Source organism: Caenimonas soli (assembly GCF_013155545.1).
GTDB lineage: Bacteria > Pseudomonadota > Gammaproteobacteria > Burkholderiales > Burkholderiaceae_C > Ramlibacter > Ramlibacter soli.
Genome location: NZ_JABJVV010000028.1, coordinates 1 through 26,136 on the forward strand (window position 1 = coordinate 1; position 26,136 = coordinate 26,136).

Here is a 26,136-nt window from a genome sequence, read left to right on the forward strand (position 1 = left end):
GGATCAAACAGAACCTGCGCATCAAGGCATTTGTGGGCAACAGCGCCAACGCCGTGAAGACGCAAATCTGGATCGCAATCGCTACCTATGTGCTGGTGGCGATCGTGAAGAAGCGGCTCCAACTCACCGCCACGCTACACACCATCCTGCAGGTACTGAGCCTGTCACTTTTTGATCGGGTACCGATCGATGTGCTCCTGCTCAAAGCCGTCGATCTCGACGACGAAATCGAGGCTTCTCAGCAGTTTTCACTATTTGAAAATATCTCCGGACAGTAGTGGGTCAAGCCCGCAATGACAATACACTTCGTCCTATGCAGCTTGCCGCCGCCCAACTGAGCCAACACCTGCAAAAGGGTCTCAAGTCCCTGTACACGCTGCACGGCGACGAGCCGCTCTTGATCCAGGAAGCGGCGGATGCGATCCGCGCCGCGGCGCGCAGCCAGGGCTACACCGAGCGCACCGTGCACACGGTGGCCGGTGCGCACTTCGACTGGAGCGAGGTGCTGGCCGCCGGCGGCTCGCTCAGCCTCTTTGCCGACAAGCAGATCGTCGAGATCCGCATCCCCTCGGGCAAGCCCGGCAAGGAGGGCAGCCCGGCGTTGCAGCAGCTGGCCGCCGGCGCGCAGGGCAACGACAGCACGCTCACCCTGGTGCTCCTGCCCCGGCTGGACAAGATGACCAAGAGCGGCGCCTGGTTCACCGCGCTGGACGGCAACGGCGTCACCATCCAGGTCGAGCCGGTGGAGCGGCAGGCGCTGCCGCAGTGGATCGCCCAGCGGCTGGCGCAGCAGGCGCAGCGGGTGGCCGCCGGCGACGAAGGCCAGCGCACGCTGCAGTTCTTCGCCGACCGGGTCGAAGGCAACCTGCTGGCGGCGCACCAGGAAATCCAGAAGCTGGCCCTGCTTTATCCGGCGGGCGAACTCAATTTCGACCAGGTCGAAAGCGCCGTACTGAACGTGGCGCGCTACGATGTCTTCAAGCTCTCGGAGGCGGTGCTGGCCGGCCAGGCCGGCCGGGTGCAACGCATGCTCGACGGCCTGAAGGCCGAGGGCGAGGCCGAGGTACTGGTGCACTACACGCTGTCCGAGGACATCCGCGCCCTCAAGCGGGTCAAGGACGCCATGGCCGCCGGGCGGCCGCTGCCGATGGCGCTGCGCGAGCAGCGCGTCTGGGGCCTGCGCGAGCGCCTCTTTGAGCGGGTGCTGCCACGCCTCACCACGACCTCGCTGGACAACCTGCTGTATTCGGCGCATCTCGTCGACGGCATCGTCAAAGGCCTGAAGGCGCCCGACTGGCCGACCGAGGGCTGGCAGGCGCTGCATCGGCTGGCCATGCAGCTGTGCCAGGAGTGCGCCGCGCAGCAGGGTGCCGCACCCCGTGCGAAAATGGCGGGATGAATGCGCTGAACGTAGCGGAGTACACACAAACGCTGGGCCTGCAGGCCAAACAGGCCGCGGCCCTCATGGCGCGTGCCGACTCGGCAATCCGCAACAAGGCCTTGCGCACATTGGCCGCCTTGCTGCGCGCCAACGTCCAGGCCCTGCAAGCCGACAACGCCAAGGACATCGAACGCGCGACCGCGGCGGCGTTGTCCGCGCCGATGATCGATCGCCTGAAGCTCACGCCCAAGGTCATCGAGACCGTGGCCCAGGGCTGCGAGCAGCTGGCCGCGATGCCGGACATCATCGGCGAGGTGACGGCGCTGCGCCAACAGCCCAGCGGCATCCGCGTCGGTCAGATGCGCGTGCCGATCGGCGTGTTCGGCATGATCTTCGAGAGCCGGCCCAACGTCACCATCGAGGCCGCCAGCCTGTCGATCAAGAGCGGCAACGCCTGCATCCTGCGCGGCGGCTCGGAAGCCATCGATTCCAACAAGGCCCTGGCGCGGCTGGTGCAGCAGGCGCTGGTCGAAGCCGGCCTGCCCGCCGACGCCGTGCAACTGGTGCAGACCACCGACCGCGAGGCCGTGGGCCAGCTGATCGCCATGCCGCAGTACGTGGACGTGATCATCCCGCGCGGCGGCAAGGGCCTGATCGAGCGCATCAGCCGCGATGCCAAGGTGCCGGTGATCAAGCATCTGGACGGCAACTGCCACATCTATGTGGATGATCCCTGCGACATCGAGATGGCCGTCAAAGTGGCGGACAACGCCAAGACGCAGAAGTACAGCCCCTGCAATGCCATCGAGGGCCTGTTGGTCGCGCGCAGCGTGGCCAAGGACTTCCTGCCGAAGATCGGCGCCGTCTTTGCGACGAAAGGCGTCGAGATGCGCTGCGACGATGAATCGCGGGCCCTGCTGTCGGCCGTGAAGGGCGCAAACCTCAAGACGGCGACCGAACAGGACTGGTACGAGGAATACCTCGCGCCCATCATCAGCATCAAGGTGGTGGAAGGCGTCGACGAGGCGATAGCGCACATCAACCGCTACAGCAGCCACCACACCGACGCCATCATCACGCGCGACCACCTCCATTCCCAGCGCTTCCTGCGCGAAGTGGATTCGGCCAGCGTGATGGTCAACGCCAGCCCGCGCTTCGCCGACGGCTTCGAGTTCGGCCTGGGCGCCGAGATCGGCATCAGCACCGACAAGTTCCACGCACGCGGGCCGGTGGGCATCGAAGGCCTGACTTCCCTCAAGTGGGTGGTGCTGGGCAACGGCGAAGTGCGCTCCTGATCCAACACATGCGCGACTACTGGCGCCAGTGCGGCTTTGGCCTGCTGGAAACGAACGGCGAGGGCCACCTGGTCGTCACCGACGAGTTCCTGCGCAGCCTTCTCGAGCGGCCCGAACTGGCGCCCGTCGCCGAGTCCTGCGCCGGCGAACTCGCCCTGCACCAGCGCTTGCTCGAACAGCCGCGCGCCGCGGTCGACGACCAGCAGCTTGCGGCCGTCGCCGATGAAGATGCGCGCGCCAACTATGCGATCTGGCTGCGCTTTCGCCAGCGGCTGCTCGCCCATCCGACAGTGGAAGCCAGTTACATGGCGCTGTTCCGCGGCGAAGGCGTGGACGTGCCGCCGCTGTTCGTGCACCAGCTGACGCAGATCCTGTTGCGCCATGTCCTCGGCAACGAGGCCCCCGCCATGCAGGCCCGCGCCGCCGAAATGCTGTTTCGCACCCAGCGGGTTTCCATCCAGGAGGATGGCCAGGTGATGGCCGCCGACGACGAAACCGTGGAGCGCCACGCCATTGCCGCCAACTTCGGCACCATCGGCGAGCTGCTCAAGCAGGGCGGCGCGGCATTGCGCACCGCCGAACTCGACGTGCTGCACGACGACAACGCTTCCGTGTACTGGGAGCGCGATGAAAGCCACGACCTGGTCGTCAGCCTGAACCACGGCCAGCCGGCGCTGGAGGCGCTGTGCCGCGTGCTGGAGGCCTGGGTGGGACATTTCGTGGGCTCGACGCCGCGCATCCAGGTGGAAAAAGAAATCGACGACGACAGCTGGGTCTGGCATGTGGGCCTGGACGCCCAGGCCAGTGCGGTGCTCAACGACCTGTATCAGGGCCATGACGTGAGCGAGCAGCGCATGGCGGGCATGCTGTGCCTGTTGAGCCTGTGGTTCGACGAGCCGGCGGTGCTGAAGCCCGAAATAGCAGGCAAGCCGGTTTACCTGGCCATGGCGATGGACGAACACAAGCGCATCAAGCTCAAGCCCCAGAACCTGCTGCTCAATCTGCCGCTGGCCCGCCTGTCCTAGCGCGGCGGGCCTTGCAAACGGGCATGGTCGCCCTCAATTCCCTACAATTCCTGTCAGATATTCCAAAAAGCGAAGGCAGAGGGCCACATGGTTCCCCATCTCATCACGGCCCTCACCGGGCCCATCAACGAACTCGAGCAGCGCGTGCTGGAGTCCATGCCCGCGATCGAGCGTTGGTTCCGCCTGGAGTGGATGGAGCACACGCCGCCGTTCTACAGCTCGGTGGACATTCGCAACGCCGGCTTCAAGCTGGCGCCCGTGGATACCAATCTCTATCCGGGCGGATGGAACAACCTCACGCCCGAGATGCTGCCGCTGGCCGTGCAATCGGCGATGGCCGCGATCGAGAAGATTTGTCCCGAGGCCAAGAACCTGCTGGTGATCCCCGAGAACCACACCCGCAACACCTTCTACCTGAGCAACCTGGCCCAGCTCAAACGCATCTTCCACATGGCGGGCTTGAATGTGCGCATCGGCTCGATCAACCCCGACATCAAGGAGCCGACCAGCATCGACATTCCGGGCGGCGGCTCGGTGCTGCTGGAGCCGGTGGTGCGCAGCAAGCGCCGGCTGGGGCTGAAGGATTTCGATCCCTGCACCATCCTGCTGAATAACGACCTGTCGTCGGGCATCCCCGGCATCCTGGAAGACATCCACGAACAGTACCTGCTGCCGCCGCTGCACGCGGGCTGGTCGGTGCGGCGCAAAAGCAATCACTTCCACAGCTACGAAGAAGTCTCCAAGCGCTTCGGCAAGTTGCTGGGCATCGATCCCTGGCTGATCAACCCGATGTTCAACAAGTGCGGTGAAGTGAACTTCACTGAGGGCACGGGCATGGAGTGCCTCACCACCAACGTCGATGCGCTGCTGACCAAGATCCGCAAGAAGTACAAGGAATACGGCATCAACGAGAAGCCCTTCGTCGTGGTGAAGGCCGACAACGGCACCTACGGCATGGGAATCATGACCGTGCGCGACGTCAAGGACCTGGATCAGCTCAACCGCAAGACCAAGAACAAGATGGCGGTCATCAAGGACGGGCAGGAAGTCAGCGACGTGATCATCCAGGAAGGCGTGCTGACCAACGAGCGCATCAACGAGGCCGTGGCTGAGCCGGTGGTCTACATGATGGACCGCTACGTGGTGGGCGGCTTCTACCGCGTCCATGCCGAGCGCGGCATCGACGAGAACCTCAACGCCCCAGGCGCCAGCTTCGTGCCACTGGCTTTTGCCGAGAGTACGCGCTTACCTCAGCCCGGCGAGAAGCCCGGCGCCAGCGCCCCCAACCGCTTCTACATGTATGGCGTGATCGGCCGGCTGGCCATGCTGGCGGCCAGCTACGAGCTGGAAGCCACCGACCCCAACGCCGAGGTCTACGAGTGATCTAGGGGGGCGGCACCCAGCCGGCGTTGCTGCGCTGCAACATGCCCGTTTTGCGGGCAGCGCAGGCGCACAATAGCGGTCCCAAAGCTCAAGGAACCCCGCCGGCAAAAGCCGTCAAGACGGGGGCGTTCAGTGCAAAGCTCGAAATCATCGCTCGCGGCGCTGACCATAGGCGCCATCGGTGTCGTCTATGGCGACATCGGCACCAGTGTCCTGTACGCCGTCAAGGAAGTCTTCAACTCCGGCCACGTTCCCTTCACCACCGGCAACGTCTACGGCATCCTGTCCATCTTCTTCTGGACGCTCACCGTCATCGTTTCGATCAAGTACGTGGTGCTGGTGCTGCGCGCCGACAACAATGGCGAGGGCGGCCTGATCGCCATGCTGGCGCTGGCGTCGCAGGCCGTGAAAGACAAGCCTGAGCTGCGCAAGCTTCTGTTGGGGGTGGGCATCTTCGGCACCTCGCTCTTCTATGGCGACGGCGTCATCACCCCGGCCATCTCGGTGCTGTCGGCCGTCGAGGGGCTGGAAGTCGTGTCCCCGGCGTTCAAGGAATGGGTGATTCCGCTCACGTTGGTGGTGTTGTTCTGCCTGTTCGCCGTGCAAAAGCGCGGCACGGCCGGCATCGGCAGGTTCTTCGGGCCGATCACGCTGGTGTGGTTCGTGGTCCTCGCCGTGCTCGGCGTCTCGCAGATCATGCGGCATCCGGAAATCATCTCCGCCATCAGCCCGCACCATGCGGTGCTGTTCATGTTCCACCATCCCGGCACCACCTTCATCATCCTGGGTGCGGTGGTGCTGTGCGTGACGGGGGCGGAAGCGCTGTACGCCGACCTCGGCCATTTCGGCAAGCGGCCGATTCGCCTGGCCTGGTTCAGCGTGGCCATGCCGGCCTTGACGCTCAACTACTTCGGCCAGGGCGCCTTGCTGCTGGAAAACCCCGCAGCGGTCAAGAACCCGTTCTACCTGATGGCGCCCGACTGGGCCCTGGTGCCGCTGGTGGTGCTGGCGACCATGGCCACCGTGATTGCTTCACAGGCCCTGATCACCGGCGCCTTCAGCGTGACCAAGCAGGTGGTCCAGCTGGGCTACCTGCCGCGCCTGAATGTGCAGCACACCAGCGTGCGCGATACCGGGCAGATCTACATCCCCTTCGTCAACTGGGGCCTGTTCGTGGCCATCGTGCTGGCGGTCGTGATGTTCCGCTCGTCCAGCAACCTGGCGGCGGCCTACGGCATCGCCGTGACGCTGGACATGCTGATCACGACGACCCTGACTTTCTTCGTCATCCGTTACAGCTGGAACTATCCGCTATGGCTGTGTGTGGCGGCGACGGGGTGGTTCTTCATCGTGGACCTGACCTTCTTCGCCTCCAACATGCTCAAGCTGCTGCAAGGCGGCTGGTTCCCGCTGATGATCGGTGGCGGCATCTTCACGCTGATGATGACCTGGAAGCACGGGCGCGAGCTGCTGAACGAAAAGCTCAAGGCCGACGCCATCGACCTGAAGGAATTTCTCGAGGCGGTGTTCGTCAACCCGCCGACCCGGGTCGAGGGCACGGCCGTCTTCCTCACGGCGGAGCCGGGCACGGTGCCGAACGCGATGCTCCACAATCTCAAGCACAACAAGGTGCTGCATGAGCACAACCTGTTCGTGACCGTTCAAAGCCATGAAGTGCCCTGGATCGGCTTGCACAAGCGGGTGCAAATCCAGACGTTGGGCCACAGCTGCTGGCAGGTGATCCTGCACTACGGGTTCAAGAACGACCCCGACGTGCCGCGCGCCCTGGAGCAGATCCGCGGCCACGGCTGCGAGATCGAGCCGATGAAGACCAGCTACTTCCTCTCGCGCGACACCGTCATCCCCACCATCGGCAGCGGCATGGCGCCGTGGCGCGAGAAGCTGTTCGCGCAGATGCACCACAACGCCAGCGCGGCGGCCGACTTCCTGCGGCTGCCCAACAACTCGGTGGTGGAGCTGGGTTCGAAGATCGAGATCTAGCCGGCGCTGGCCTTGCCTTCGGTGACGATGGCGATGCCGCGCAACTGCCCGGCTTCGCGCGTGGCCGCAGGCCGCGGGTAGACCGCGGGGTCGAAGCGATACAGCAATTCGGCTTCGCGCAGGCGGGCCAAAGCGACGTTGGCCAGCTTCACGTGGCCGTAGCCGCGCATCGCCAGAGGCAGGGCCGCGATCTCGGTGGCCAGCGCCAGCCGCTGTGCGTCCAGCTGGGGGAGCAGCGAGCGGATGCTGTCCATGTAGCTGACCACCAGCTCGCGTTCCAGGCGGCGTTCGCGGGTCTTGCCGAACAGGTCCCAGGGCGTTCCGCGCAGCATGCGCCCACGCGCCAACAGCTTCATGGCGCGGTACAGCCAGGAACCCAAACGCATCTTGCGAGGCGGCTGGCCTCCCTTGGAGCGGCTCAGGAAGGGCGGCGCCATGTAGAACTCGAGCTTGAAGTCGCCCTCGAATTGCTGGCGCAGCGATTGTTCGAAATGGCCATCGGTGTACAGCCGCGCCACTTCGTATTCGTCCTTGTAGGCCATCAGCTTGAGCAGGCTGCGCGCGACGGTGGTGGTAAGGGCCAGGGTGGAGTCTTGGCCCAGCCGCAGTTCACGCTCCCGCACCAGGGCCACGAAGTCCGCATAGCGTTGTGCGTAGGCGGCGTCCTGGTAGGCGGTCAGGTGAGCCACGCCCCGCGCCACCAGGGCGTCCAGCGAGGCGAGCGGCGCTGCATCCAGGCTCTCGCCTTGCAGCAGTTGCCGCAGCGCCGCCGGCGCCGCGGCCTCCAGCCGCCCCAGCGAAAACGCCAGCTTGTTGGTTTCCACGGCCACGCCATTGAGTTCGATCGCCCGCAACAAGGCGGCCTGGCCCACGGGTAGCAGCCCGCGCTGCCAGGCGTAGCCCAGCGTCAGCATGTTGGCGAGGATGGAGTCGCCCAGCAGTGCTTCGGCCAGCGCCTGGGCGTCCAGCGTTTCGACGCGGTCGGCGCCGGCGGCGAAGCGCAGCTTGTCCAGCAGCTGCGGCATCTTGAGGTCGGCATCGGGGTTGCGCTGCGACTCCGCGACCGGCACCTCGTGCGTGTTGGCAAGCACGCGGGTGCGGCCTCGCCGCACCGTCTGCAGGGCCTCGGCCGACGCGCCCACCACCGCGTCGCAGGCGACCAGTGCGTCGGCCTGCTGGGTGTCGATGCGTACCTGGTTCAGCCGCGACGGGATGTCGGCCAGCCGCACGAAGGCCAGCACGCTGCCGCCCTTTTGCGCGAAGCCCATGAAGTCGAGCACGCTGGACGACTTGCCCTCCAGGTGCGCGGCCATCGCAGTCAACGCCCCCACGGTAACGATGCCCGTGCCGCCGACGCCGGTGAATAGCAGGTCGTAGGGGCCGGTCCATTGGTGCGGCGCCGGCAACGGCAGCGAATCGACCAGCCGCCGGACCTCGCCGGCGCGCTGCGTCAGGGCGCCGGCTTTCTTGCGCGGCTGGCCACCCAGCACGCCCACGAAGCTGGGACAGAAGCCCTTGGCGCAGGAATAGTCCTTGTTGCAGGCGCTCTGGTCGATGCGCCGCTTGCGCCCCAGCGGCGTCTCCAGCGGCAGCACCGCCACGCAGTTGGACTGCACCGAGCAGTCACCGCAGCCTTCGCAGACCTGCTCGTTGATGAAGATGCGCCGCGACGGCTCCACCAGCTCGCCCTTCTTGCGCCTTCGCCTTTTCTCCGCGGCGCAGGTCTGCTCGTAGATCAGCACGGTGACGCCCGCCATCTCGCGCAGGCGCCGCTGCACCGCGTCGAGTTCGCTGCGGTCATGGAATTCGGTGCCGGCCGGGAAGCGATCGTGGATCGCGTCGTACTTGGCGATGTCGTCCGACACCACGACCACCTGGCGCACGCCTTCGGCCTCGACCTGGCGCGCGATGCCGTCGACGCTGATGATCCCGTCCACCGGCTGGCCGCCCGTCATCGCCACCGCGTCGTTGAACAGGATCTTGTAGGTGAGGGTGGCGCGGGCCGCGACTGCCTGGCGGATCGCCAGGTAGCCGGAGTGGTAGTAGGTGCCGTCGCCCAGGTTCTGGAACACGTGCGGCACCTGGGTGAACATGGCGTGCGAGACCCAGTCCACGCCTTCGCCGCCCATCTGGATCAGGCCCTCGGTGTCCCTGTCCATCCAGCTGGCCATGAAGTGGCAGCCGATGCCGGCTTGCGCGTGCGAGCCTTCGGGCACGCGGGTGCTGATGTTGTGCGGGCACCCCGCGCAGAAGTAGGGCAGGCGCTTCACGCTGTCGCTCGCGTTGGACAGCAACTCGGGTGGCGTGAAGTCGCGCACCAGGTGGCGGCGGTCCAGGTCCGGGAAGTGCGCCGCCAGCCAGTTGGCCACGATCTCGATCAGCCGGGAGGGCCGCAGCTCGCCCGCCTGCGAAATCAGCGGATCGCCCATGCCGTCGCGTTTGCCGACGATGACCGGACGGCGAGGCATGTTGTAGAACAGGTCGCGCAGCTGCGTCTCGACGACCGCTCCTTTTTCCTCGATCACCATCACCTCACGCAGGCCGCGCGCGAAATCGCCCATGCGCACCGGCTCGATCGGATAGGTGAGGCCGAGCTTGAGAATGCGCACGCCGTGCCGCGCCAGCGTTTCGGGTGAGACGTCGAGCCGGCGCAGCACTTCCATGAAATCGAAATGCGCCTTGCCCGCTGTGACGATGCCCGTGGCCGCCTGGGCGCTGTCGGCGATGAGGCGGTCGATGCTGTTGACACGCGCGAAGGCACGCACCGCTTGCAGCTTGGCGTGCAGGCGCTGCTCGATGGTCAACGAGGGCAGGTCGGGCCAGCGGTAGTGCAGCCCGCCCGGCGGGGGCTGGTGGCCGGTGATGGCGTTGATCGTGGCAGGGTCCTGCCAGGCCGCCGTGCGGGCGTTGATCAAGTCGAGGTCGACCGTGCCGCCGCTCTCCACCACCTCCGACAGCGCCGTGAAGCCCACCCAGTTGCCCGAGTAGCGCGACAGGGCCCAGCCGTACAAACCAAACTCCAGGTACTCGGCCACGCAGGCCGGGGAGAGCACCGGCGCGTGCCAGGCCTGGAATGCCTGATCGCTCTGGTGCGGCATGGAAGAGGAAACGCAGCCATGGTCGTCGCCCGCGATCATGAGCACGCCGCCGTGCGGCGAAGCGCCATAGGCATTGCCGTGCTTGAGCGCGTCACCGGCCCGGTCCACCCCGGGCCCCTTGCCGTACCAGAGGGCGAAGACGCCGTCGCAGGTGCGCTGCGGGTCGGCCTCGACCCGCTGGGTGCCCAGCACGGCGGTGGCGGCCAGCTCTTCATTGATCGCCGGCAGGAAGCGGATGCCCTCCTCCTCGAACTTCCGGCCGGCCTGCCATATGGCCTTGTCCACCATTCCCAGCGGCGAGCCGCGGTAGCCGCTGATGAAGCCCCGGGTGTTCCAGCCTGTCGCCTGGTCCCGGTGCCTTTGCATCAGCACCAGGCGCACCAGGGCCTGGGTGCCGGTCAGGAACACCTGGCCATCGCGCGCCCACAGCGCGTCGGACAGCTGGTAGTCGGCGCGAAGAAGGGTATCTGCCATGGCGCCAAGCCTAAGCCGCGGCCGCGAGAATTTGCTTCTTCTTTTCTCCGATTCCACAATACCAGGAGAAAACTGTTCTACAGAATGGCGAGGTGTTGGAATGGAAGAGCTCGATCGACAAGACGTGGTGCTGCTCACGGAGCTGCAGCGCGACTCGCACCAGACGGTGCAGCAACTGGCCGAGCGGGTCGGCCTGTCCAGCACGCCGTGCTGGAAGCGCATCAAGGAAATGGAAGGCAGCGGCATCATCCGCGGCTACACGGCGCTGATCGACCGCGAGAAGGTGGGCCTGGCCTTGTGCGTGATCGCCGAGCTGAACCTGACGCGCCACAACGAGGACGTGGTGAGCCAGTTCGAGCAGGCGGTGGCCGACTGCGCCGAGATCGTCGGCTGCTACTCGACGACCGGCCAGGCTGACTACGTGATCAAGGTGCTGGCGCCGGACATCAAGAGCTATGAGCGCTTCCTGCACGAGACGGTATTCAAGCTGCCGGGCGTGACGCATGTGCGTTCCAGCGTGGTGCTCAAGGAGATCAAGGCGGAAACGCGTTTGCCGATCAACCTGCCGGGCGAGAACGAACGGGCGAAGGCGCGGCGGCGCTGAGTCAGTCCTTGCCGCTCGGCGTACTCTGTACCGACTCGGCCTGCGGCGTGAGGGCGGCGGTGCCGGTTTTGCCGGCGCGGGCGCCCAGCACCATCTCACTCATCCAGTTGACGAGCAACGAGGTGTAGGTCTGCTGCCAGGGCTTTTCGGACAAGCCATGGTCGGCCTCCGAAATCATCCGGTAGGTGAGCGACTGGGCTTGCTTGCAGGCGCTCATGTAATTCTCGATCACCGGATGCGGCACCAGCGAATCGTGCTCCGACTCGACGATCAGCACGTCGCCGCGGAACGCCGCGCAGGCGGCGAGCGCCCGGTTGTCCTGGGGCTGCACCGCGCTGTTGCGATAAGCGACCAGCTCTTCGCGGTTGAGCTGTCCTTTGGGCATATTCCAGTCGGCGTCCTTGTAGAGCGCCGGTACGCGCAGCGCCAGCCAGCGTACCGGCCGCAGCGAGCTGACGATCGCGGCCAGATAGCCCCCATAGCTGCTGCCCACGATGGTGATCGCGCCCGGGTCGACCGCGGGGTGGCCCACCAGCACGTCGTAGGCAGCGAGCACGTCGCGCAGATTGTCTTCGCGGTTGACGCTCTCGCGCATGCCCTGATGGCGCACATGGCCGCGCAGGTCGAAGGTCAGGCAGATGCAGCCGAGCGCCGCGATCTCGTGCGCCCGGGCGATGTACTGGTCCTGGCTGCCGTCCCAGCCGTGCACCAGCATCACGCCGGGCACCATCGTGTCCGGGCCAACGAGCGTGCCGGCGATGTGGTGACCATCGACCGGGATGTCGATCAGGTTATCGCGGGTGGACATCGGGTTCGACCACGGTGTATTTGGTCAAGCGGCCGGCCCGCGGATCGATGCCGCGGAAATAGACGGTCGCGTGCGGCGGCGGCGGCGGGCTCTCGCCGAAGATCTCGATCGAGCTCGCGCGCAGCCGGTTGCGCTCGGGTTGCGAGCGAAAGACCTCGAGCGCAGCCAGTTCGGCGCCCGTGGCGCCGCCGAGACGCCAGGATTGCTCCAGCACGCCGGAGCGCGAACGTCCTGCCGCGTCGCGGCCCAGGACGACGTCGTAGTTGTTGCGCGAAGCGTAGAAGCCGGCGAAACAAGCGACGACGGCCGCGTTGTAGCGCCGCGCCTGCTCGATCGCGAGACGAGCCTCGGGCGGGGCTTCCTGCGCCAGCAGATCGTCGAAGTCGCCGCGCGCAACGGTCAAGTCGGAGCCGCCATAGACTTCCGCGCCCCGGTTGTTGCGAGTCAGGCGCTGCTCGCCGAAGTAGCTCGCGGTCAGATCGCCCACCGTCACCTGGCCGACGCTGAAGGTCTGGACCTCGGTCAGGTTTTCCTCGAGCACCAGCCCGTGCGACGTGATCTCGCCCGGGTCGATCGCGTCGAGCTGTTGCTGCAGCTCCGCCGCGTCTCGCGCCACCGATTGCCCGTGGCCGCCGGTGGCGCGAACCGCCTTGATGCGCAGCGGCCCGTTTGCCAGCAGCCGAAGGCCGGCCCGGCGTGCGTCCTCGTGACTGAAAACGGCATGGCCGGCCAGAACCGCGTCGCCGACTTGCGCGCCGAATGCCGGATTCCAGCCGGACGGTGCGGCGGCGTCGGACGCGACCAGCGGATGGCTGATCACCTTGGTCGCGACAAAGGCATGGGGTACGACGCCACCGAACAGGTCGTCGCGCCCGCGGATGCCGAGCGGGGCGGCTTGTTGCGTGGTCAAGGTATTGCTCGGAACAAAGTAAACAGGGCCGGTGTAGCGCCGTTGCGGATCGTAGGGCCCGCCCACCTCGTAGTCCTTCAGCGCCGCCAGGCGGCGGGCGAACTCCGTCTGCGTGATGCGTTCGTGTTCGCTGGCGTGGGCCTTCTGGTCGGGCACATAGGTCACGACCACACCGCGCGCGCTTCCAGACGGGTCATTGAGCGGCATTCAAGCCTCCAGTAGTCCTCATTCTTGGACCGGCTCACGACAGGGCTGTCGGACGGGAGGCCGATTTCGGGCCGGTGCAAAGCCCATCTGCAGGCACTGACCAGTTCCAGTCATGCGGGCACGGCCTCACGTTTTGTGCAACAGTACGGGCGAACCCAAGCTTCCGCCATGAACATCCTCTTTGTCGCCGACCCCCTCGAAGCCTTCAAGATTTACAAGGACACGACCTTTTCCATGATGCGCGAGGCCCAGCGCCGCGGGCACCGCATCGCCGCCTGCGGCCCGCAGGACCTGGTCTGGCAATCCGGCGATATGGTCAAGGCCGCCGTGCGCGAGATCACCCTGACCGGCGAGCTCGACGCCTGGTTCCGCGAAACCGCGAGCCCGATCAAGGCGCTCAAGGACTATGACGCCGTGGTCATGCGCAAGGACCCGCCCTTCGACAGCGAGTACTTCTACGCCACCCATTTGCTGGAACACGCCGAGCGCGAAGGCGCGCGCGTGTTCAATAAACCCGCTGCGCTGCGCGACCATCCGGAGAAACTGGCCATCATGGAGTTCGCGCAGTTCACCAGCCCGACACTGGTGACCCGCGATGCCGACGCCGTCCGCGCGTTTCACGACGTGCACAAGGACATCATCCTGAAGCCGCTCGACGGCATGGGGGGCACGGGCATTTTCCGCGTGAAGGCCGATGGCCTGAACCTGGGCTCCATCGTCGAGACGCTCAACAAGCACGGTGCCCAGACCATCATGGTGCAACGATTCGTGCCCGAGATCGTGCAAGGCGACAAGCGAATCCTGGTGATCGGCGGCAAGCCCGTGCCCTTCAGCCTGGCGCGCATCCCGCAGGGCACGGAAGTGCGCGGCAACCTGGCCGTCGGCGGCAAGGGCGTGGCTCAGCCGCTGACGGCGCGCGACTTCGAGATCGCGCATGCGCTCGGCCCGGTGCTGGCGGCGCGCGGCTTGCTGCTGGTGGGGCTGGACGTGATCGGCGACTGGCTGACCGAGATCAACGTCACCAGCCCGACCTGCTTCCAGGAGATCACCGATCAAGCCGGCTTCGACGTGCCGGCCATGTTCATCGACGCGCTGGAAGCGGCGATCGCCGCTTAGCCGGCGGCCTGGCCGTCCGCGAATACCCTCAGTTCGCCCGGCTGCAACTGGGTCCAGTCCTCGTTGGTGGTCAGCGGCGCGGTGACGACCACCGCCACGCGGTCATGCGGGCTGGTGTTGCGGGCGAAATCGATGCTCAGGTCATCGTCTGCCAGCTGGGCGTGGGCGAACGGATGCTTGCGCTCCACGAAGAACAGGTTGGTCGAGCAATGCGTCCACAGCGCCTGGCCGTTGGACAGCATGAAATTGAAGGGGCCGTGGCGGGCGATCTGCGGCGTGAGTTCGCGCAGCGTCAGCGTGAGCTCCTGCACGCTGGGCACGCCGGCATGGGACTTGGCCATTTCCTGCATCAGCCAGCAAAACGCCCGTTCACTGTCGGTCGCGCCGACGGGATGGAAGCTCGCATGCAGGCGCGGATGGAAATTCTCCAGATTGCCGTTGTGGGCGAACACCCAGTAGCGGCCCCACAGTTCGCGCACGAACGGGTGGCAGTTTTCCAGCGCCACCGCGCCCTGCGTCGCCTTGCGGATATGGGCGATGACGTTGCGGCTCTTGATGGGGTAGCGGCGGATCAGCTCGGCCACCGGCGAATCGCAGGCCGGCTGGTGATCCACGAAATGGCGCAGCCCCGCGCCCTCGAAAAAGGCGATGCCCCAGCCGTCCGCGTGATGGTCGGTGCGGCCCCCGCGCTGAGCAAAGCCGGTAAAGCTGAACGTCACGTCTGTGGGCGTGTTGCAGTTCATCCCAAGCAGTTGGCACATAGGTCTATTCTGGACCCTCCGCCGCTGCCGTGGGCTTGGCGGCGCAAGCCTGGCAAATGCAGGCCAGGCCGCGGGACTCGGCCGGCAAGCTCTCCAGCAATTCACGATTGAAGTCCACTCGGGTGCACCAGCACGGCGGCTGCTGCAGGCCGGTGGTGCGCTCGACTTCCAGCGCGCATTGGTTGACCCGCCCGCACAGCGGGCAGCGGGTGGCATCGACGATGACGGCGGAACTGTTCATGCCATTCAGTCTAGGGCAAGCGGATGCTCTGCGCGAAGTGCTGGTAAACGGTCGCGATCCGGCGCAGGTGGCGTGACTCCGGGTGGGCCAGCAGCCACAGCTGAGACTCACAGTCTTCCAGCGGTTGGGACAGAGCCACCAACTGCGGTTCGCTGTCCAGCATGAAGAGGGGCACCACGCCGACGCCGAGCCCGGCCTTGATCGCATCCACGACCGAAACGATGCCGTCAACCAGGTGGCGAGGCGCCAGTTTGGGCAGATGTTTGCGCCGCCAGCGCACCGAGGGATGCTCGGGCATGGCTTCATCGGGCACGATCCAGTCGTGCCGGTCCAGCGTCCTGCGCCGGTGCGCGGGCGACAGCGATTTGGCGCCGCAGGCGACGAAACGGATGGGGCCGAGGTGGCGCCCGATCAGATGCTCGGGTGCCTTGGGAGTGGCGCGTAGCGCGAGGTCGGCATCGCGCCGAGTCAGGCTCATCAGCTCGTTGGCCGAATGAAGCTCCAGCTGCAGCTGCGGGTGCTGCGCAGTCAGAGCCGGCAGGCACGGCAAGACCAGACCGCGCAGCACCGAGTCCGTCGTAGTGAGTCGCACCCGGCCCGTGACTTCGCCGCTTGGCGTCATGGCGGCCGCCCGCGCCGCCTCGAGTTCGCTCTCTATGCGCTCGGCATGCCGGGCTATCTCGGCCATTGCGTCCGAGGGCAGATAGCCCTGGCGCGTGCGTTCGAACAGGCGCTGGCCCAGGTTTTTCTCGATGCGCTGCACCGAGCGGAATACGGTTGAAGCATCGGCCGAGAGCCGTGTCGCCGCCTGCGCCAGGGTGCCGCCGCGCACCAGGGCCAACAGCACTTCCAGGTCGGGCGCCGTCAGAGCGTATTGCGACTTTGCAATGGTGGATTTCATGTTCGCCTATTTCCAATGCGTGAATGCAATCCTACAGTTCGTTCCTCCGCAACTCAATCAAGGTGACCGCCATGCCTACCACTGCCGAAACCTCTGCCTGGGGCGCCACGCTGCTGCGCCTGGCCCTGGGCACCATGTGGATCTCCCATGCCCTGCTCAAAGTCATGGTCTACACCATGGACGGCGCGACCCAGTTCTTTGTCTCGGTGGGCCTGCCGGGCTTTCTGGCCTATCCGGTGACGGGGGCCGAACTGCTGGGTGGCCTGGCCATCGTGCTGGGCATCTATGGCCGCCAGGTGTCACTGTTGCTGCTGCCCATCCTGGCCGTAGCCGCGTGGGTGCACATGCCCAATGGCTGGGTGTTCACCAGCGCCAATGGCGGTTGGGAGTACCCGGTGTTTCTGCTTGCCGCGTCGCTGGCGCACTGGCTGGTCGGAGACGGCCGGCTGGCGCTGCGCCGCAGCCCCTTGCTGATTCCGGCTTGATCAGCCGCAGGAGAAGGACCATGCAACTGACCCTGATCAGCCATCTGCTGTGCCCCTACGTGCAGCGCGCTGCGATTGTGCTGGCCGAGAAGAACGCGGCGTACACCCGGCGCTATGTGGATCTCTCGGCCAAGCCCGACTGGTTCCTGGCCGTCTCGCCGCTGGGCAAGACGCCGGTCTTGCTGGTCGGGGACGAGCCGGTGTTCGAATCCGCCGTGATCTGCGAATACCTGGATGAAACCGGAATGCCGCGCCTGCATCCGCAGGACGCGCTGCTGCGCGCCCGCCATCGCGCCTGGATGGAGTTCGGGTCCTCGGTCCTCAATGTGATCGCGGGCTTCTACACCGCGCCCAACGCGGGGGTGCTGCAGGTACGCCGAGCCGAATTGCAGACCAGGTTCGCGCAGCTGGAGGACGTGCTGCCCGCCGGCGGCCCCTACTTCGCGGGAGAACAGTTCGGCTTGGTCGACGCCGTGTTCGGCCCGGTGTTCCGGTACTTCGACGTGTTCGAACAGCTCGGCGAGGCGGGGTTCTTCGAGAGCACGCCCAAGGTGCGGGCGTGGCGCAGGGCCCTGGCGCAGCGGCCGTCGGTGAGGCAGGCGGCCTCGCCCGAATACCCGCAGCTGTTGCAGCGCTTCCTGCTGGAACGCGGCTCCGAGCTTTCCCGGCGCATCGCGGCGCGGCTTACTCAGGAGGGGGATTTGCCGGACAGCGTGAAATAGAAGGTCGCGCCGTCGCCGGGCCTGGCGTCGGCCCAGATCCGGCCCGCATGGCGCGAGACGATCTTCTGCACCAGGGCCAGGCCGATGCCGGTGCCCTCGAATTCGCTGGGCGCGTGCAGGCGCTGGAAGGCGCCGAACAGCCGCGACGCATGCGCCATGTCGAAACCCGCTCCGTGGTCGGCGACGAAGTACACCGGTTCGCCGTTGCCGCCGGGCGCGCTGCCCAGACGGATCAGGGTCTGCGGCTTGCAGGCCGAGAACTTCCAGGCGTTGCCCAGCAGGTTGGTGATGACCTGTGTCAACAAGCGCGGATCGCCCTGGGCGTGCAGGCGCTCGGGTATCTCGATCGTGGCGATGCGCTGCGGCTCGCCTTCGCGCAGGTTGGCCTCGACTGTGCGCGCGATCGCGGCCAGATCCACCGGCTCCCACCTGAGCTTGACGCGCGACAGGCGTGCCAGCGAGAGAATGGCGTCGGTCAGGTCGCTCATCTGGCGCACGCCGGCCCGGATGCGCCGCAGATAGTGGCGGCCCTGGTCGCCCAGCGACGGGGCGGCCAGCTCGTCCAGCATATGGCTGAAGCCGTCTATCGAGGTGAGCGGCGAGCGCAGGTCGTGGGCGATCGAATAAGAGAAGGCCTCCAGTTCGGCGTTGGCGGCCTCCAGCTGCGCGGTGCGCCGCCGCACCCGGTCCTCCAGCTCGGCGTTGAGCCGCGCGACCTCTTCCTGGGCGCGCTTGCGTTCGGTGATGTCGCTGACGAAGCCTTCCAGCGCGACCACATTGCCGGCGGGCCCGCGAACGGCCGAACCGCGTTCCCAGACCCACTTCTGCTCGCCCAGTGCGGTGCTGATGCGATAGGTCAGCTGGAAGGGCTGGTCGTGGCCGATGCAGGCCTGGATTTCCACCCACACCTTGTCGCGGTCGTCCGGGTGGATGAGGCTGGCATAACCCACGGTGCCGGACATCAAGGCTTCCGGTCGGTGGCCGGTGAGCTGGTGCGCGCCCTCGCTCACGAACTCCAAGGTCCATTCGGCGTCGTTGCGGCAACGGTAGGCCATGCCGGGCAGGTTGCCCATCAGCGCGGCCAGGGCACGCTGGCTCTCGCGCAGCGCCTGCTCCGCACGCCGGCTCTCGGTCATGTCGCGGCCCATGCCGCGATAGCCGGTGAAACAGCCGTTCTCGTCGAACACCGGCGAGCCCGCGATGCTCAGGATTCGCTCGCTGCCGTCGGCGGCGCGCATGCGCAGTTCGAAGTCGCGAAACGGTTCGTGCCGCTCCAGCTGCGCGCGATGCGCATTCCAATCCCCTTCGGCGGGCATGCCACCCTCGACCTCCCAGCGGGTCTTGCCCAGGATGCTGTCGGCGGGTGGGATGCCCAGCGGATAGCGCCCGCCGGCATCGATCTCGACGAAACGGAAGTTCCGGTCCTGCTCCCAGAACCAGTCCACCGACAGCTCCGTCAGGGCGCGAAAGCGCCCTTGGCTGCGGCGAAGCTGCTGCTGCATGCGGCGCAGCTCGATCTCCCGGTCGTGGCCGGGATGGCTTGGCGGATTCATGGGCCTCCCGATTCTCGCGGGCCCACTGTATCGCAAGCGCCGCCGAATCGGGTCGGGAAAAGCCTAGGCTTGACCCGCCTTCACCTTCAGCCGCCAGGCGTGCAGCAGCGGCTCGGTGTAGCCGCTGGGTTGGTCCAGGCGTTCTGGCCAGCGACGACTGCAGCATGCGCTGGAAGGTCTCGAGCACCTGTTCCTGTAGCCGCCAGGTCCACCGATTCCCATCTGGGCTTGACGTGCGACAGTCGCGCTGTTGCTCTTATGCACCTCGATCGGCAAAATGGCGTGCAAGACCATCGCTGATGAGTCGCTGCGACACCTATTCAGGGATCAGGCACTTGGAACTGCGACAGCTACGTTACTTCGTCAAAATCTGTGAGCTCGGCAGCATGGGGCGAACCGCGCTTGAACTCGAGCTCGCGACCTCGGCGCTGAGCCAGCAGATCAGCCGGCTCGAAAGCGAACTGTCCACCCGCCTGCTCAGCCGCAGCGCGAGCGGCGTGACGCCCACCGACGCGGGGCTCGCCTTTCTGCAGCAAGCCCAGCTCACGCTGCGGCACGCAGACGAGGCGGTGCGCGCAGCGCAGCAGGCGCGTCTTTCGGGCCACGTGAGCGTGGGCCTCGCGCCAACCACTGCGTCGGTACTGGGGGTGCCGCTGATGCAGGCCATGCGCGCGCGCTATCCGGCCGTGCGGCTGCATCTGGTCGAGGCCCTGTCCGGCCACCTTGCCACGATGCTCAACGGGCGCCAGCTCGACATCGCCGTGCTGTTCGGCGCCGATGCCGGGCGCCGCTGGAGCGTGCTGCCGCTGCTGGACGAGAAGCTGTTCGTCATCGCCGCGCCGGGCCTGGCGGGCGCGCCGGCTGGCGGTCGAACGCGTCTGGCGCATCTTGGCAAGCTGCCGCTGATCTTGCCCAGCGCCACACACGGCTTGCGCGCCACGCTGATGGTTGCGTTTGCGCGCGCCAGGGTGGCACCGCAGATCGTGGCCGAGATCGACGGGCTGGCGCTGCTGATGGATGCCGTGCGCGCCGGGCTCGGCGCCACCATCCAGCCTGGCGCCGCGATGGCGCGACCCGACGCAGACCTTCTGCACGCGCAGATTGCCGATGCCCACGTTGGCCGGCGCAATCTGTTGGTCAGCCTGTCGGACGACGAGTTGTCCCCGGCCGCCCTGGCGGCGCGGGTAGTGTTGAGCGATGCAGCGCACGCGCTGGTGCGCGAAGGCCGCTGGGCCGGCGCCACCCTTCACAAGAACTGAAGACCCATTGCCGCGGGTGGCCTTTCGCGAGGGCGCCTGTCTGCCTACAGTCTCCTCACCCCAAGGAGACAAGCATGCTGGATGTACTGGTCGTCGGCGGCGGCAACGCCGCCTTGTGTGCGGCGTTGATGGCGCGCGAGGCTGGCGCCAGAGTGCTGCTGCTCGAAGCCTCGCCGCGTGCCTGGCGGGGCGGCAACTCCCAGCACACGCGCAACCTGCGCTGCATGCACGACGCGCCGCAGGACGTGCTGATCGATGCCTACCCGGAAGAAGAGTACTGGCAAGACCTGTTGAAGGTGACTGGCGGTATCACCGATGAGGAGTTGGCGCGCCTGGTGATCCGCGCTTCGTCGAACTGCCGCGAGTGGATGCGCAAGCACGGCGTGCATTTTCAGCCGCCGCTCTCGGGCGCGCTGCACGTGGCGCGCACAAATGCCTTCTTCATGGGTGGCGGCAAGGCGCTGGTCAACGCGTACTTCCGCAGCGCCGAGCGGCTCGGCGTGCGGATACGCTACGACACGCCGGTGGCGTCGGTTGAACTCGACGGCGATCGCTTCGTCGCCGTCCGCACCGTCGGCGGCGAGCGCATCGAAGCGAAGAGTTGCGTGTTGGCCGCCGGCGGCTTCGAATCGAATCGCGATTGGCTGCGCGAGGCTTGGGGCCAGAACGAGCGTGGCGAGTGGCCTTCCGACAACTTCCTGATCCGCGGCACGCGCTTCAACGAGGGCGTGCTGCTCAGGCACATGATCGCGGCCGGCGCCGATTCGATCGGCGACCCGACGCAGGCCCATATGGTGGCCATCGACGCGCGCGCGCCGCTGTACGACGGCGGCATCTGCACCCGCATCGACTGCGTCTCGCTCGGCGTGGTGGTGAACCGCGAAGGCCAGCGTTTCTACGACGAGGGCGAGGACTTCTGGCCGAAGCGCTATGCCATCTGGGGGCGGCTGGTGGCGCAGCAGCCGGGCCAGATTGGCTACTCGATCATCGACCAGAAGGCGATCGGCCGCTTCATGCCACCTGTGTTCCCCGGCACCACCGCCCACACGCTCGCCGAACTCGCCGGCAAGCTCGGGCTGGCAGAACAGGCATTCGTGCAGACGGTGGAAGCCTATAACGCCGCCTGCCGCCCCGGCAGCTTCGACCACACGGCCCTCGACGACTGCCATACCGACGGCCTGACGCCGGCCAAAACCCACTGGGCGCGGCCGATCGATACGCCGCCGTACTACGGCTATGCACTCAAGCCAGGCGTCACCTTCACCTACCTGGGCCTCAAGGTGAACGACCAGGCCGCCGTGCACTTCGGCGGCCTAGCCAGCCCCAACCTTTTTGTCGCTGGCGAAATGATGGCCGGCAACGTGCTCGGCAAGGGCTACACGGCCGGGGTCGGCATGGCCATCGGCACCGCGTTCGGCCGCATCGCGGGCACGCAGGCGGCTCGGGCCGCACGCAAGGAGGTCGAAAATGCAGCAGCTTGAGGCACTCACCCGCGAAGCCGCGGCACTCGCAACCGGCAGCCGTCCGGTGATACCGATCCTCAGCGCCAACGAGGCCGAGGTCGGTCGCCAGATGCAGATCTGCAATGCCTGCCGCTACTGCGAGGGCTTCTGCGCCGTGTTTCCGGCGATGACGCGGCGCCTCGAGTTCGGCAAGGCCGACATCCATTTCCTGGCCAACCTGTGCCACAACTGCGGCGCCTGCCTGCACGCGTGCCAGTACGCGCCGCCGCACGAGTTCGCGGTGAACGTGCCGCAGGCGATGGCCCAAGTGCGTGGCCGGAGCTATGTCGACTACGCCTGGCCGCCGGCGCTGGGCAAGCTGTACCAACGCAATGGCCTGACGCTGTCGTTGGCCTTGGCGGCGGCGCTGGCGCTGTTCCTGATCCTGGCCGTGGACATGAACGGCACGCTGTGGGGCGGACAGCTCGGCGGCAACTTCTACAAACTGTTCCCGCATAACCTGCTGGTCGGCTTGTTCGCCCCCGTGTTCCTGTTCGCGGCCCTGGCGTTGACGATGGGCGTGAGCCGCTTCTGGTGCGACGTGACTCCTGCCACCAGCGGCGCACCGCTGAGCACGTCTGCGGCGGCAGAAGCGGCTGATGCGGTGCTGCGCCTGAAGTACCTCGACGGCGGTCACGGTGAGGGCTGCAACAACGCGGACGATGCCTTCACGCTCTCGCGCCGACGCTTCCACCACTTTACGTTCTACGGTTTCCTGCTGTGCTTTGCCGCCACCAGCGTGGCCACGTGCTACCACTACGTGTTCGGCTGGGCCGCGCCATATGAACTGCCTAGCCTGCCCAAGCTGTTGGGAGTGGTCGGTGGCGTGAGCCTGATGGTCGGCACGGCCGGCCTGTGGCGCCTGAACCGCCAGCGTCACCCACTGCACCGCGACGCGGCGCAAAAGCCGATGGACCTGGGCTTCATCGCCCTGCTGTTTCTGACCAGCGCCAGCGGTCTGGCCCTATGGCTGGGTCGCGGCACGCCGGCCCTGGCTGTGCTGCTATGCCTGCATCTGGGCGCGGTGATGGCCTTGTTTGTCACGCTGCCCTACGGCAAGTTTGCACACGGCATCTTCCGCACAGCCGCGCTGCTGCGCCATGCGATCGAAAAGCGTCAGCCCAACCCGCTAGGTGTGGTCGCGGACTGAAGACCACGAACAACACCCACTCTGGAGAATCGCGATGAACAAACTTCACCTGCTGCGCGCTACGGCGCTGGTCTTAGCCCCCCTGCTGCTGGCCGGCCTCTGCCAAGCCCAGGACTTCCCGCCCAAAAAGCCGGTCACGCTGGTGGTCGGCTTCGCCGCCGGCGGTGCGGCCGATGCGGCGGCACGCCTGATCGCCAAGAAGCTGAGCGAGAACATCGGCCAGAGCGTGATCGTCGACAACAAGGCGGGGGCAGGCGGCAACATCGCGCACCAGCAAGTGGCCAACGGGCCGGCCGACGGCACGGTGTTGCTGTTCGGCTCGATCGGGCCGCTGACAATTGCTCCGCACGTGATGAAGCTGAGCTACGACCCGTTTAAGGATCTGGCTGCGGTGTCGGGAGGCGTGAGCTTTCCCAACGTGCTTGTGGCGCACAAGGGCGTGGGCGTAAAGACGCTGGCCGAGTTTGTGGCCTTGGCCAAAAAGAAACCTGGCAACGTGTACTACGCCTCCACCGGCGCCGGCTCCGCGTCGCACTTGGCGGGCGAGCTGTTCAACCAGCGGGCCGGCATCGAGATGGTGCACATACCGTACAAGGGTGGCGCACCTGCGCTGCAAGACCTGCTGGGCGAGCGCGTGACATCCTATTTTTCTGCGCCCCCCACTGCATTACCACATGTGGAATCCGGCAAGCTCATCCCGCTGGCTACCACCGGCCCCACGCGCCCTAGCTACATGCCCAATGTCCCTACAGTGGCCGAATCGGGCTATCCCGGCTTCGAGGCGCTGAATTGGTATGCCTTCGTGGCGCCCGCCAAGACGCCTGCGCCGATCCTGGATCGCTGGAACACCGAGATCGTCAAGGTCCTCAACGATGCCGGTGCCAGGGACGCTTTGAACAAGCACGGCCTGACCCCGCAGCCCACCACACGGGCCGAGCTGGCGGCTTTCATGAAGAAGGAAGACGCCAAGTGGAGCGCCATCGTGCGGGAGCGCAAGATCACCGCCAACTGAGGTCGACTTGACAAGGGCCGGCAGCCCCGCCCAAAGGCATGCGGAAAACGCCTCAGGCCTGGCCCGCTTTCACCTTCAGCCGCCAAGCGTGCAGCAGGGGCTCGGTGTAGCCGCTGGGTTGCTCCAGCCCCTTGAACACCAGGTCGCAGGCGGCCTTGAAGGCGGCGGACTTCTCGAAGTTGCCGGCCATCGGCTTGTACAGGGGGTCGCCGGCGTTCTGGCCGTCCACCACGGCGGCCATGCGCTGGAAGGTTTCGAGCACCTGTTCCTTGGTCACCACCCGGTGGTGCAGCCAGTTGGCGATGTGCTGGCTGCTGATGCGCAGCGTCGCGCGGTCTTCCATCAGGCCCACGTTGTGGATGTCGGGCACCTTGGAGCAGCCCACGCCCTGGTCGATCCAGCGCACCACGTAGCCCAGGATGCCCTGCGCGTTGTTGTCCAACTCCTGCTGGCGCTCGGCGGCGGTCCATTTGGCTTCAGCCACGACGGGGATCTGCATCAGGCCGGCCAGGATGTTGTCGCGCTCGGCGTCGGCGTCGAGCCGCTCCAGTTCTTTCTGGACCTCGGCCACGTTCACCTGGTGGTAGTGCAGGGCGTGCAGCGTGGCGGCAGTGGGCGAGGGCACCCAGGCCGTGTTGGCGCCCGCCTTGGGATGGCCGATCTTCTGCTCCAGCATGGCCGCCATCAGGTCGGGCATGGCCCACATGCCCTTGCCGATCTGGGCGCGGCCGCGCAGTCCGCACGACAGGCCGACCAGCACATTGTTCTTTTCGTAGGCCTGGATCCAGGTGCTGCTCTTCATGTCGCCCTTGCGGAACATGGGGCCGGCCTGCATGGCGGTGTGCATCTCGTCGCCGGTGCGGTCCAGGAAGCCGGTATTGATGAAGGCCACGCGCTGGGCCGCCTCGGCGATGCAGGCCTTCAGGTTGAGGCTGGTGCGGCGCTCCTCGTCCATGATGCCCAGCTTCACCGTGTTGGCCGGCAGGCCCAGCATGGCTTCGACGCGGCCGAACAGTTCGGAGGCGAAGGCCACTTCCCTGGGGCCGTGCATCTTGGGCTTGACGATGTACACCGACCCGGCGCGCGAGTTCCGGATGCCGGGCTGGCCCTTGCGCTTCAGGTCGTGCATGGCGATGGTCGTCGTGATCACGGCGTCCAGGATGCCTTCGGGAATCTCCTTGCCGCCGCCGTACAGGATGGCGGGGTTGGTCATCAGGTGGCCGACGTTGCGCACGAACATCAGCGAGCGCCCGTGCAGCGTGACTTCGCCGCCGGTGGGGCCGGTGTACTTGCGGTCGGGGTTCAGGCCGCGCGTGAAGGTCTTGCCGCCCTTGTCCACCTGCTCGGTCAGCGTGCCTTGCAGGATGCCCAGCCAGTTGCTGTACGCCAGCACCTTGTCCTGGGCATCGACCACGGCCACCGAATCTTCCAGGTCCAGGATGGTCGAGAGTGCGGCTTCCAGCACCAGGTCGCTGATGCCCGCGGCGTCGCCCTTGCCGATGGCCGTTGCGCGGTCGATGCGGATGTCGATGTGGATGCCGTTGTGCTGCAGCAGCACCGACGAAGGCGCATCGGCGCTGCCCTGGTAGCCGATGAACTGGAACGCATCCTGCAGCCGGCTGGTCTGGCCGTCCTTCAAGCTCACCACCAGATTGCCGGCCTCGACGCGGTAGAGCGTCGCGTCCTCGTGCGAGCCGGTGGCCAGGGGAACGAACTGGTCCAGGATATGGCGCGCGAACGCGATCACCTTGGCGCCGCGCACCGGGTTGTAGCCCTTGCCCTTTTCGGCGCCGTCTTCCTCGGGGATCACGTCGGTGCCGTACAGCGCGTCGTACAGCGAGCCCCAGCGCGCGTTGGCGGCGTTGAGCGCGTAGCGCGCGTTCAGGATAGGCACCACCAACTGCGGTCCGGCCTGCAGGGCCAGCTCGGCGTCCACGTTGGACGTGGTGGCCTTGGCGCCCGCGGGCGGCGGCACCAGGTAGCCGATCTGCTCCAGGAAGCCGCGGTAGGCGGGCATGTCGCGGATCGGACCCGGGTTGGCCTTGTGCCAGGTGTCCAGCTCCGACTGCAGGCGGTCACGCTCGGCCAGCAAGGCGATGTTCTTGGGGGCGAGCTCCTGCACGATGGCGTCGAAGCCGCGCCAGAAGTTGGCGCTGTGCACGCCGGTGCCGGGCAGCACCTTGTCCTCGATGAAGCGATACAGCTCGGTGGCGACTTGAAGTCCGTTGACGGTGGTGCGTGCGGTCAT

Annotated in this window: 21 protein-coding genes and 1 pseudogene; 14 read left to right on the forward strand and 8 right to left on the reverse strand. The window is 66.5% G+C overall.

Annotated elements, in window-relative coordinates; genetic code table 11:
* From HNE04_RS27045 to HNE04_RS27070, 6 genes and pseudogenes are all read left to right on the forward strand, one after another.
* Window positions 1-278: pseudogene (locus HNE04_RS27045) on the forward strand (IS4 family transposase); the annotation flags it as partial.
* 35 nt (window positions 279-313) lie between these two features.
* On the forward strand, window positions 314-1,399 hold the full coding sequence (holA, locus tag HNE04_RS27050; RefSeq protein WP_172226776.1) for a DNA polymerase III subunit delta: 1,086 nt from the start codon (window positions 314-316) through the stop codon (window positions 1,397-1,399).
* On the forward strand, window positions 1,396-2,676 hold the full coding sequence (locus HNE04_RS27055) for a glutamate-5-semialdehyde dehydrogenase (protein ID WP_172226779.1): 1,281 nt from the start codon (window positions 1,396-1,398) through the stop codon (window positions 2,674-2,676). Before holA ends, HNE04_RS27055 begins: the two co-directional genes overlap by 4 nt.
* Window positions 2,677-2,684: 8 nt before the next feature.
* Window positions 2,685-3,701 carry a DUF6352 family protein gene (locus tag HNE04_RS27060; RefSeq protein ID WP_172226782.1) on the forward strand — a complete coding sequence of 339 codons (1,017 nt, stop codon included), beginning with the start codon at window positions 2,685-2,687 and terminating at the stop codon, window positions 3,699-3,701.
* An 87-nt stretch (window positions 3,702-3,788) separates the two neighbouring features.
* A complete protein-coding gene (gene gshA, locus HNE04_RS27065; protein WP_172226785.1) occupies window positions 3,789-5,084 on the forward strand; it encodes a glutamate--cysteine ligase in 1,296 nt (431 codons plus the stop codon).
* Window positions 5,085-5,216: 132 nt separating this feature from the next.
* Window positions 5,217-7,085, forward strand: a complete 1,869-nt coding sequence (locus tag HNE04_RS27070) for a potassium transporter Kup (protein WP_172226788.1) — start codon at window positions 5,217-5,219, stop codon at window positions 7,083-7,085.
* On the opposite strand, the gene HNE04_RS27075 is transcribed toward HNE04_RS27070, so the two are convergent.
* The gene (locus HNE04_RS27075; protein WP_172226791.1) at window positions 7,082-10,657 is read right to left on the reverse strand and encodes an indolepyruvate ferredoxin oxidoreductase family protein; all 3,576 of its coding nucleotides are present in this window, start codon (window positions 10,655-10,657) and stop codon (window positions 7,082-7,084) included. The two genes, HNE04_RS27070 and HNE04_RS27075, sit on opposite strands and share 4 nt — an antisense overlap.
* Before the next feature lie 100 nt (window positions 10,658-10,757).
* Here HNE04_RS27075 and HNE04_RS27080 point away from each other — a divergent pair, with 100 nt between their 5' ends.
* Window positions 10,758-11,261: an Lrp/AsnC family transcriptional regulator gene (locus HNE04_RS27080; RefSeq protein WP_172226794.1), complete on the forward strand. Its 504-nt coding sequence runs from the start codon at window positions 10,758-10,760 to the stop codon at window positions 11,259-11,261.
* A 1-nt stretch (window position 11,262) separates the two neighbouring features.
* Here the strand turns inward: HNE04_RS27080 and HNE04_RS27085 are convergent, their stop codons facing one another.
* Window positions 11,263-12,069, reverse strand: coding sequence for an alpha/beta hydrolase family protein (locus HNE04_RS27085; RefSeq protein ID WP_172226797.1), 807 nt, complete (start codon window positions 12,067-12,069; stop codon window positions 11,263-11,265).
* Window positions 12,053-13,186, reverse strand: a complete 1,134-nt coding sequence (locus HNE04_RS27090) for a DUF3182 family protein (protein ID WP_172226800.1) — start codon at window positions 13,184-13,186, stop codon at window positions 12,053-12,055. Before HNE04_RS27090 ends, HNE04_RS27085 begins: the two co-directional genes overlap by 17 nt.
* Before the next feature lie 168 nt (window positions 13,187-13,354).
* On the opposite strand from HNE04_RS27090, the gene gshB reads away from it, so the two are divergent.
* The gene (gene gshB / locus HNE04_RS27095; protein ID WP_172226803.1) at window positions 13,355-14,302 is read left to right on the forward strand and encodes a glutathione synthase; all 948 of its coding nucleotides are present in this window, start codon (window positions 13,355-13,357) and stop codon (window positions 14,300-14,302) included.
* On the opposite strand, the gene HNE04_RS27100 is transcribed toward gshB, so the two are convergent.
* Genes HNE04_RS27100 through HNE04_RS27110 form a run of 3 tightly spaced genes read right to left on the reverse strand, consistent with a single transcriptional unit; the run spans window position 14,299 to window position 16,205 of the window.
* On the reverse strand, window positions 14,299-15,063 hold the full coding sequence (locus HNE04_RS27100) for a class II glutamine amidotransferase (protein ID WP_172226806.1): 765 nt from the start codon (window positions 15,061-15,063) through the stop codon (window positions 14,299-14,301). The two genes, gshB and HNE04_RS27100, sit on opposite strands and share 4 nt — an antisense overlap.
* 4 nt (window positions 15,064-15,067) lie before the next feature.
* Window positions 15,068-15,304 (reverse strand): cysteine-rich CWC family protein, encoded by a 237-nt coding sequence (locus HNE04_RS27105; RefSeq protein ID WP_172226809.1) that lies wholly within the window; start codon window positions 15,302-15,304, stop codon window positions 15,068-15,070.
* A gap of 10 nt (window positions 15,305-15,314) precedes the next feature.
* Window positions 15,315-16,205: a LysR family transcriptional regulator gene (locus HNE04_RS27110; RefSeq protein ID WP_172226812.1), complete on the reverse strand. Its 891-nt coding sequence runs from the start codon at window positions 16,203-16,205 to the stop codon at window positions 15,315-15,317.
* A 71-nt stretch (window positions 16,206-16,276) separates the two neighbouring features.
* Between HNE04_RS27110 and HNE04_RS27115 the strand changes: the two genes are divergently transcribed.
* Complete coding sequence (locus HNE04_RS27115) at window positions 16,277-16,690, forward strand: DoxX family protein (RefSeq protein WP_172226815.1); 414 nt, start codon at window positions 16,277-16,279, stop codon at window positions 16,688-16,690.
* Window positions 16,691-16,710: 20 nt separating this feature from the next.
* Complete coding sequence (locus tag HNE04_RS27120; protein WP_172226818.1) at window positions 16,711-17,412, forward strand: glutathione S-transferase family protein; 702 nt, start codon at window positions 16,711-16,713, stop codon at window positions 17,410-17,412.
* On the opposite strand, the gene HNE04_RS27125 is transcribed toward HNE04_RS27120, so the two are convergent.
* A complete protein-coding gene (locus tag HNE04_RS27125) occupies window positions 17,379-18,965 on the reverse strand; it encodes a sensor histidine kinase (RefSeq protein WP_172226821.1) in 1,587 nt (528 codons plus the stop codon). The genes HNE04_RS27120 and HNE04_RS27125 overlap by 34 nt on opposite strands.
* Window positions 18,966-19,300: 335 nt before the next feature.
* On the opposite strand from HNE04_RS27125, the gene HNE04_RS27130 reads away from it, so the two are divergent.
* From HNE04_RS27130 to HNE04_RS27145, 4 genes are all read left to right on the forward strand, one after another.
* Window positions 19,301-20,224: a LysR substrate-binding domain-containing protein gene (locus HNE04_RS27130; RefSeq protein WP_172226823.1), complete on the forward strand. Its 924-nt coding sequence runs from the start codon at window positions 19,301-19,303 to the stop codon at window positions 20,222-20,224.
* Window positions 20,225-20,298: 74 nt separating this feature from the next.
* Window positions 20,299-21,705: an FAD-dependent tricarballylate dehydrogenase TcuA gene (gene tcuA / locus HNE04_RS27135; protein WP_172226826.1), complete on the forward strand. Its 1,407-nt coding sequence runs from the start codon at window positions 20,299-20,301 to the stop codon at window positions 21,703-21,705.
* Entirely contained in the window at window positions 21,692-22,876 is a 1,185-nt protein-coding gene (gene tcuB, locus HNE04_RS27140) for a tricarballylate utilization 4Fe-4S protein TcuB (RefSeq protein ID WP_172226829.1), read from the forward strand. Before tcuA ends, tcuB begins: the two co-directional genes overlap by 14 nt.
* A gap of 34 nt (window positions 22,877-22,910) precedes the next feature.
* A complete protein-coding gene (locus HNE04_RS27145; protein ID WP_172226832.1) occupies window positions 22,911-23,888 on the forward strand; it encodes a Bug family tripartite tricarboxylate transporter substrate binding protein in 978 nt (325 codons plus the stop codon).
* Between the two features lie 52 nt (window positions 23,889-23,940).
* On the opposite strand, the gene HNE04_RS27150 is transcribed toward HNE04_RS27145, so the two are convergent.
* Entirely contained in the window at window positions 23,941-26,136 is a 2,196-nt protein-coding gene (locus HNE04_RS27150; RefSeq protein WP_172226835.1) for a malate synthase G, read from the reverse strand.

Bases quoted from the DNA above. Each gene is read 5' to 3' on its own strand.
- HNE04_RS27105 (WP_172226809.1), bottom strand. From the start codon at position 15,304: ATGAACAGTTCCGCCGTCATCGTCGATGCCACCCGCTGCCCGCTGTGC.
- HNE04_RS27110 (WP_172226812.1), bottom strand. From the start codon at position 16,205: ATGAAATCCACCATTGCAAAGTCGCAATACGCTCTGACGGCGCCCGAC.
- HNE04_RS27125 (WP_172226821.1), bottom strand. From the start codon at position 18,965: ATGAATCCGCCAAGCCATCCCGGCCACGACCGGGAGATCGAGCTGCGC.
- HNE04_RS27145 (WP_172226832.1), top strand. From the start codon at position 22,911: ATGAACAAACTTCACCTGCTGCGCGCTACGGCGCTGGTCTTAGCCCCC.
- gshB (WP_172226803.1), top strand. From the start codon at position 13,355: ATGAACATCCTCTTTGTCGCCGACCCCCTCGAAGCCTTCAAGATTTAC.
- HNE04_RS27085 (WP_172226797.1), bottom strand. From the start codon at position 12,069: ATGTCCACCCGCGATAACCTGATCGACATCCCGGTCGATGGTCACCAC.
- HNE04_RS27060 (WP_172226782.1), top strand. From the start codon at position 2,685: ATGCGCGACTACTGGCGCCAGTGCGGCTTTGGCCTGCTGGAAACGAAC.
- gshA (WP_172226785.1), top strand. From the start codon at position 3,789: ATGGTTCCCCATCTCATCACGGCCCTCACCGGGCCCATCAACGAACTC.
- tcuB (WP_172226829.1), top strand. From the start codon at position 21,692: ATGCAGCAGCTTGAGGCACTCACCCGCGAAGCCGCGGCACTCGCAACC.
- HNE04_RS27120 (WP_172226818.1), top strand. From the start codon at position 16,711: ATGCAACTGACCCTGATCAGCCATCTGCTGTGCCCCTACGTGCAGCGC.
- HNE04_RS27115 (WP_172226815.1), top strand. From the start codon at position 16,277: ATGCCTACCACTGCCGAAACCTCTGCCTGGGGCGCCACGCTGCTGCGC.
- HNE04_RS27080 (WP_172226794.1), top strand. From the start codon at position 10,758: ATGGAAGAGCTCGATCGACAAGACGTGGTGCTGCTCACGGAGCTGCAG.
- HNE04_RS27090 (WP_172226800.1), bottom strand. From the start codon at position 13,186: ATGCCGCTCAATGACCCGTCTGGAAGCGCGCGCGGTGTGGTCGTGACC.
- tcuA (WP_172226826.1), top strand. From the start codon at position 20,299: ATGCTGGATGTACTGGTCGTCGGCGGCGGCAACGCCGCCTTGTGTGCG.
- holA (WP_172226776.1), top strand. From the start codon at position 314: ATGCAGCTTGCCGCCGCCCAACTGAGCCAACACCTGCAAAAGGGTCTC.
- HNE04_RS27100 (WP_172226806.1), bottom strand. From the start codon at position 15,063: ATGTGCCAACTGCTTGGGATGAACTGCAACACGCCCACAGACGTGACG.
- HNE04_RS27150 (WP_172226835.1), bottom strand. From the start codon at position 26,136: ATGACCGCACGCACCACCGTCAACGGACTTCAAGTCGCCACCGAGCTG.
- HNE04_RS27075 (WP_172226791.1), bottom strand. From the start codon at position 10,657: ATGGCAGATACCCTTCTTCGCGCCGACTACCAGCTGTCCGACGCGCTG.
- HNE04_RS27055 (WP_172226779.1), top strand. From the start codon at position 1,396: ATGAATGCGCTGAACGTAGCGGAGTACACACAAACGCTGGGCCTGCAG.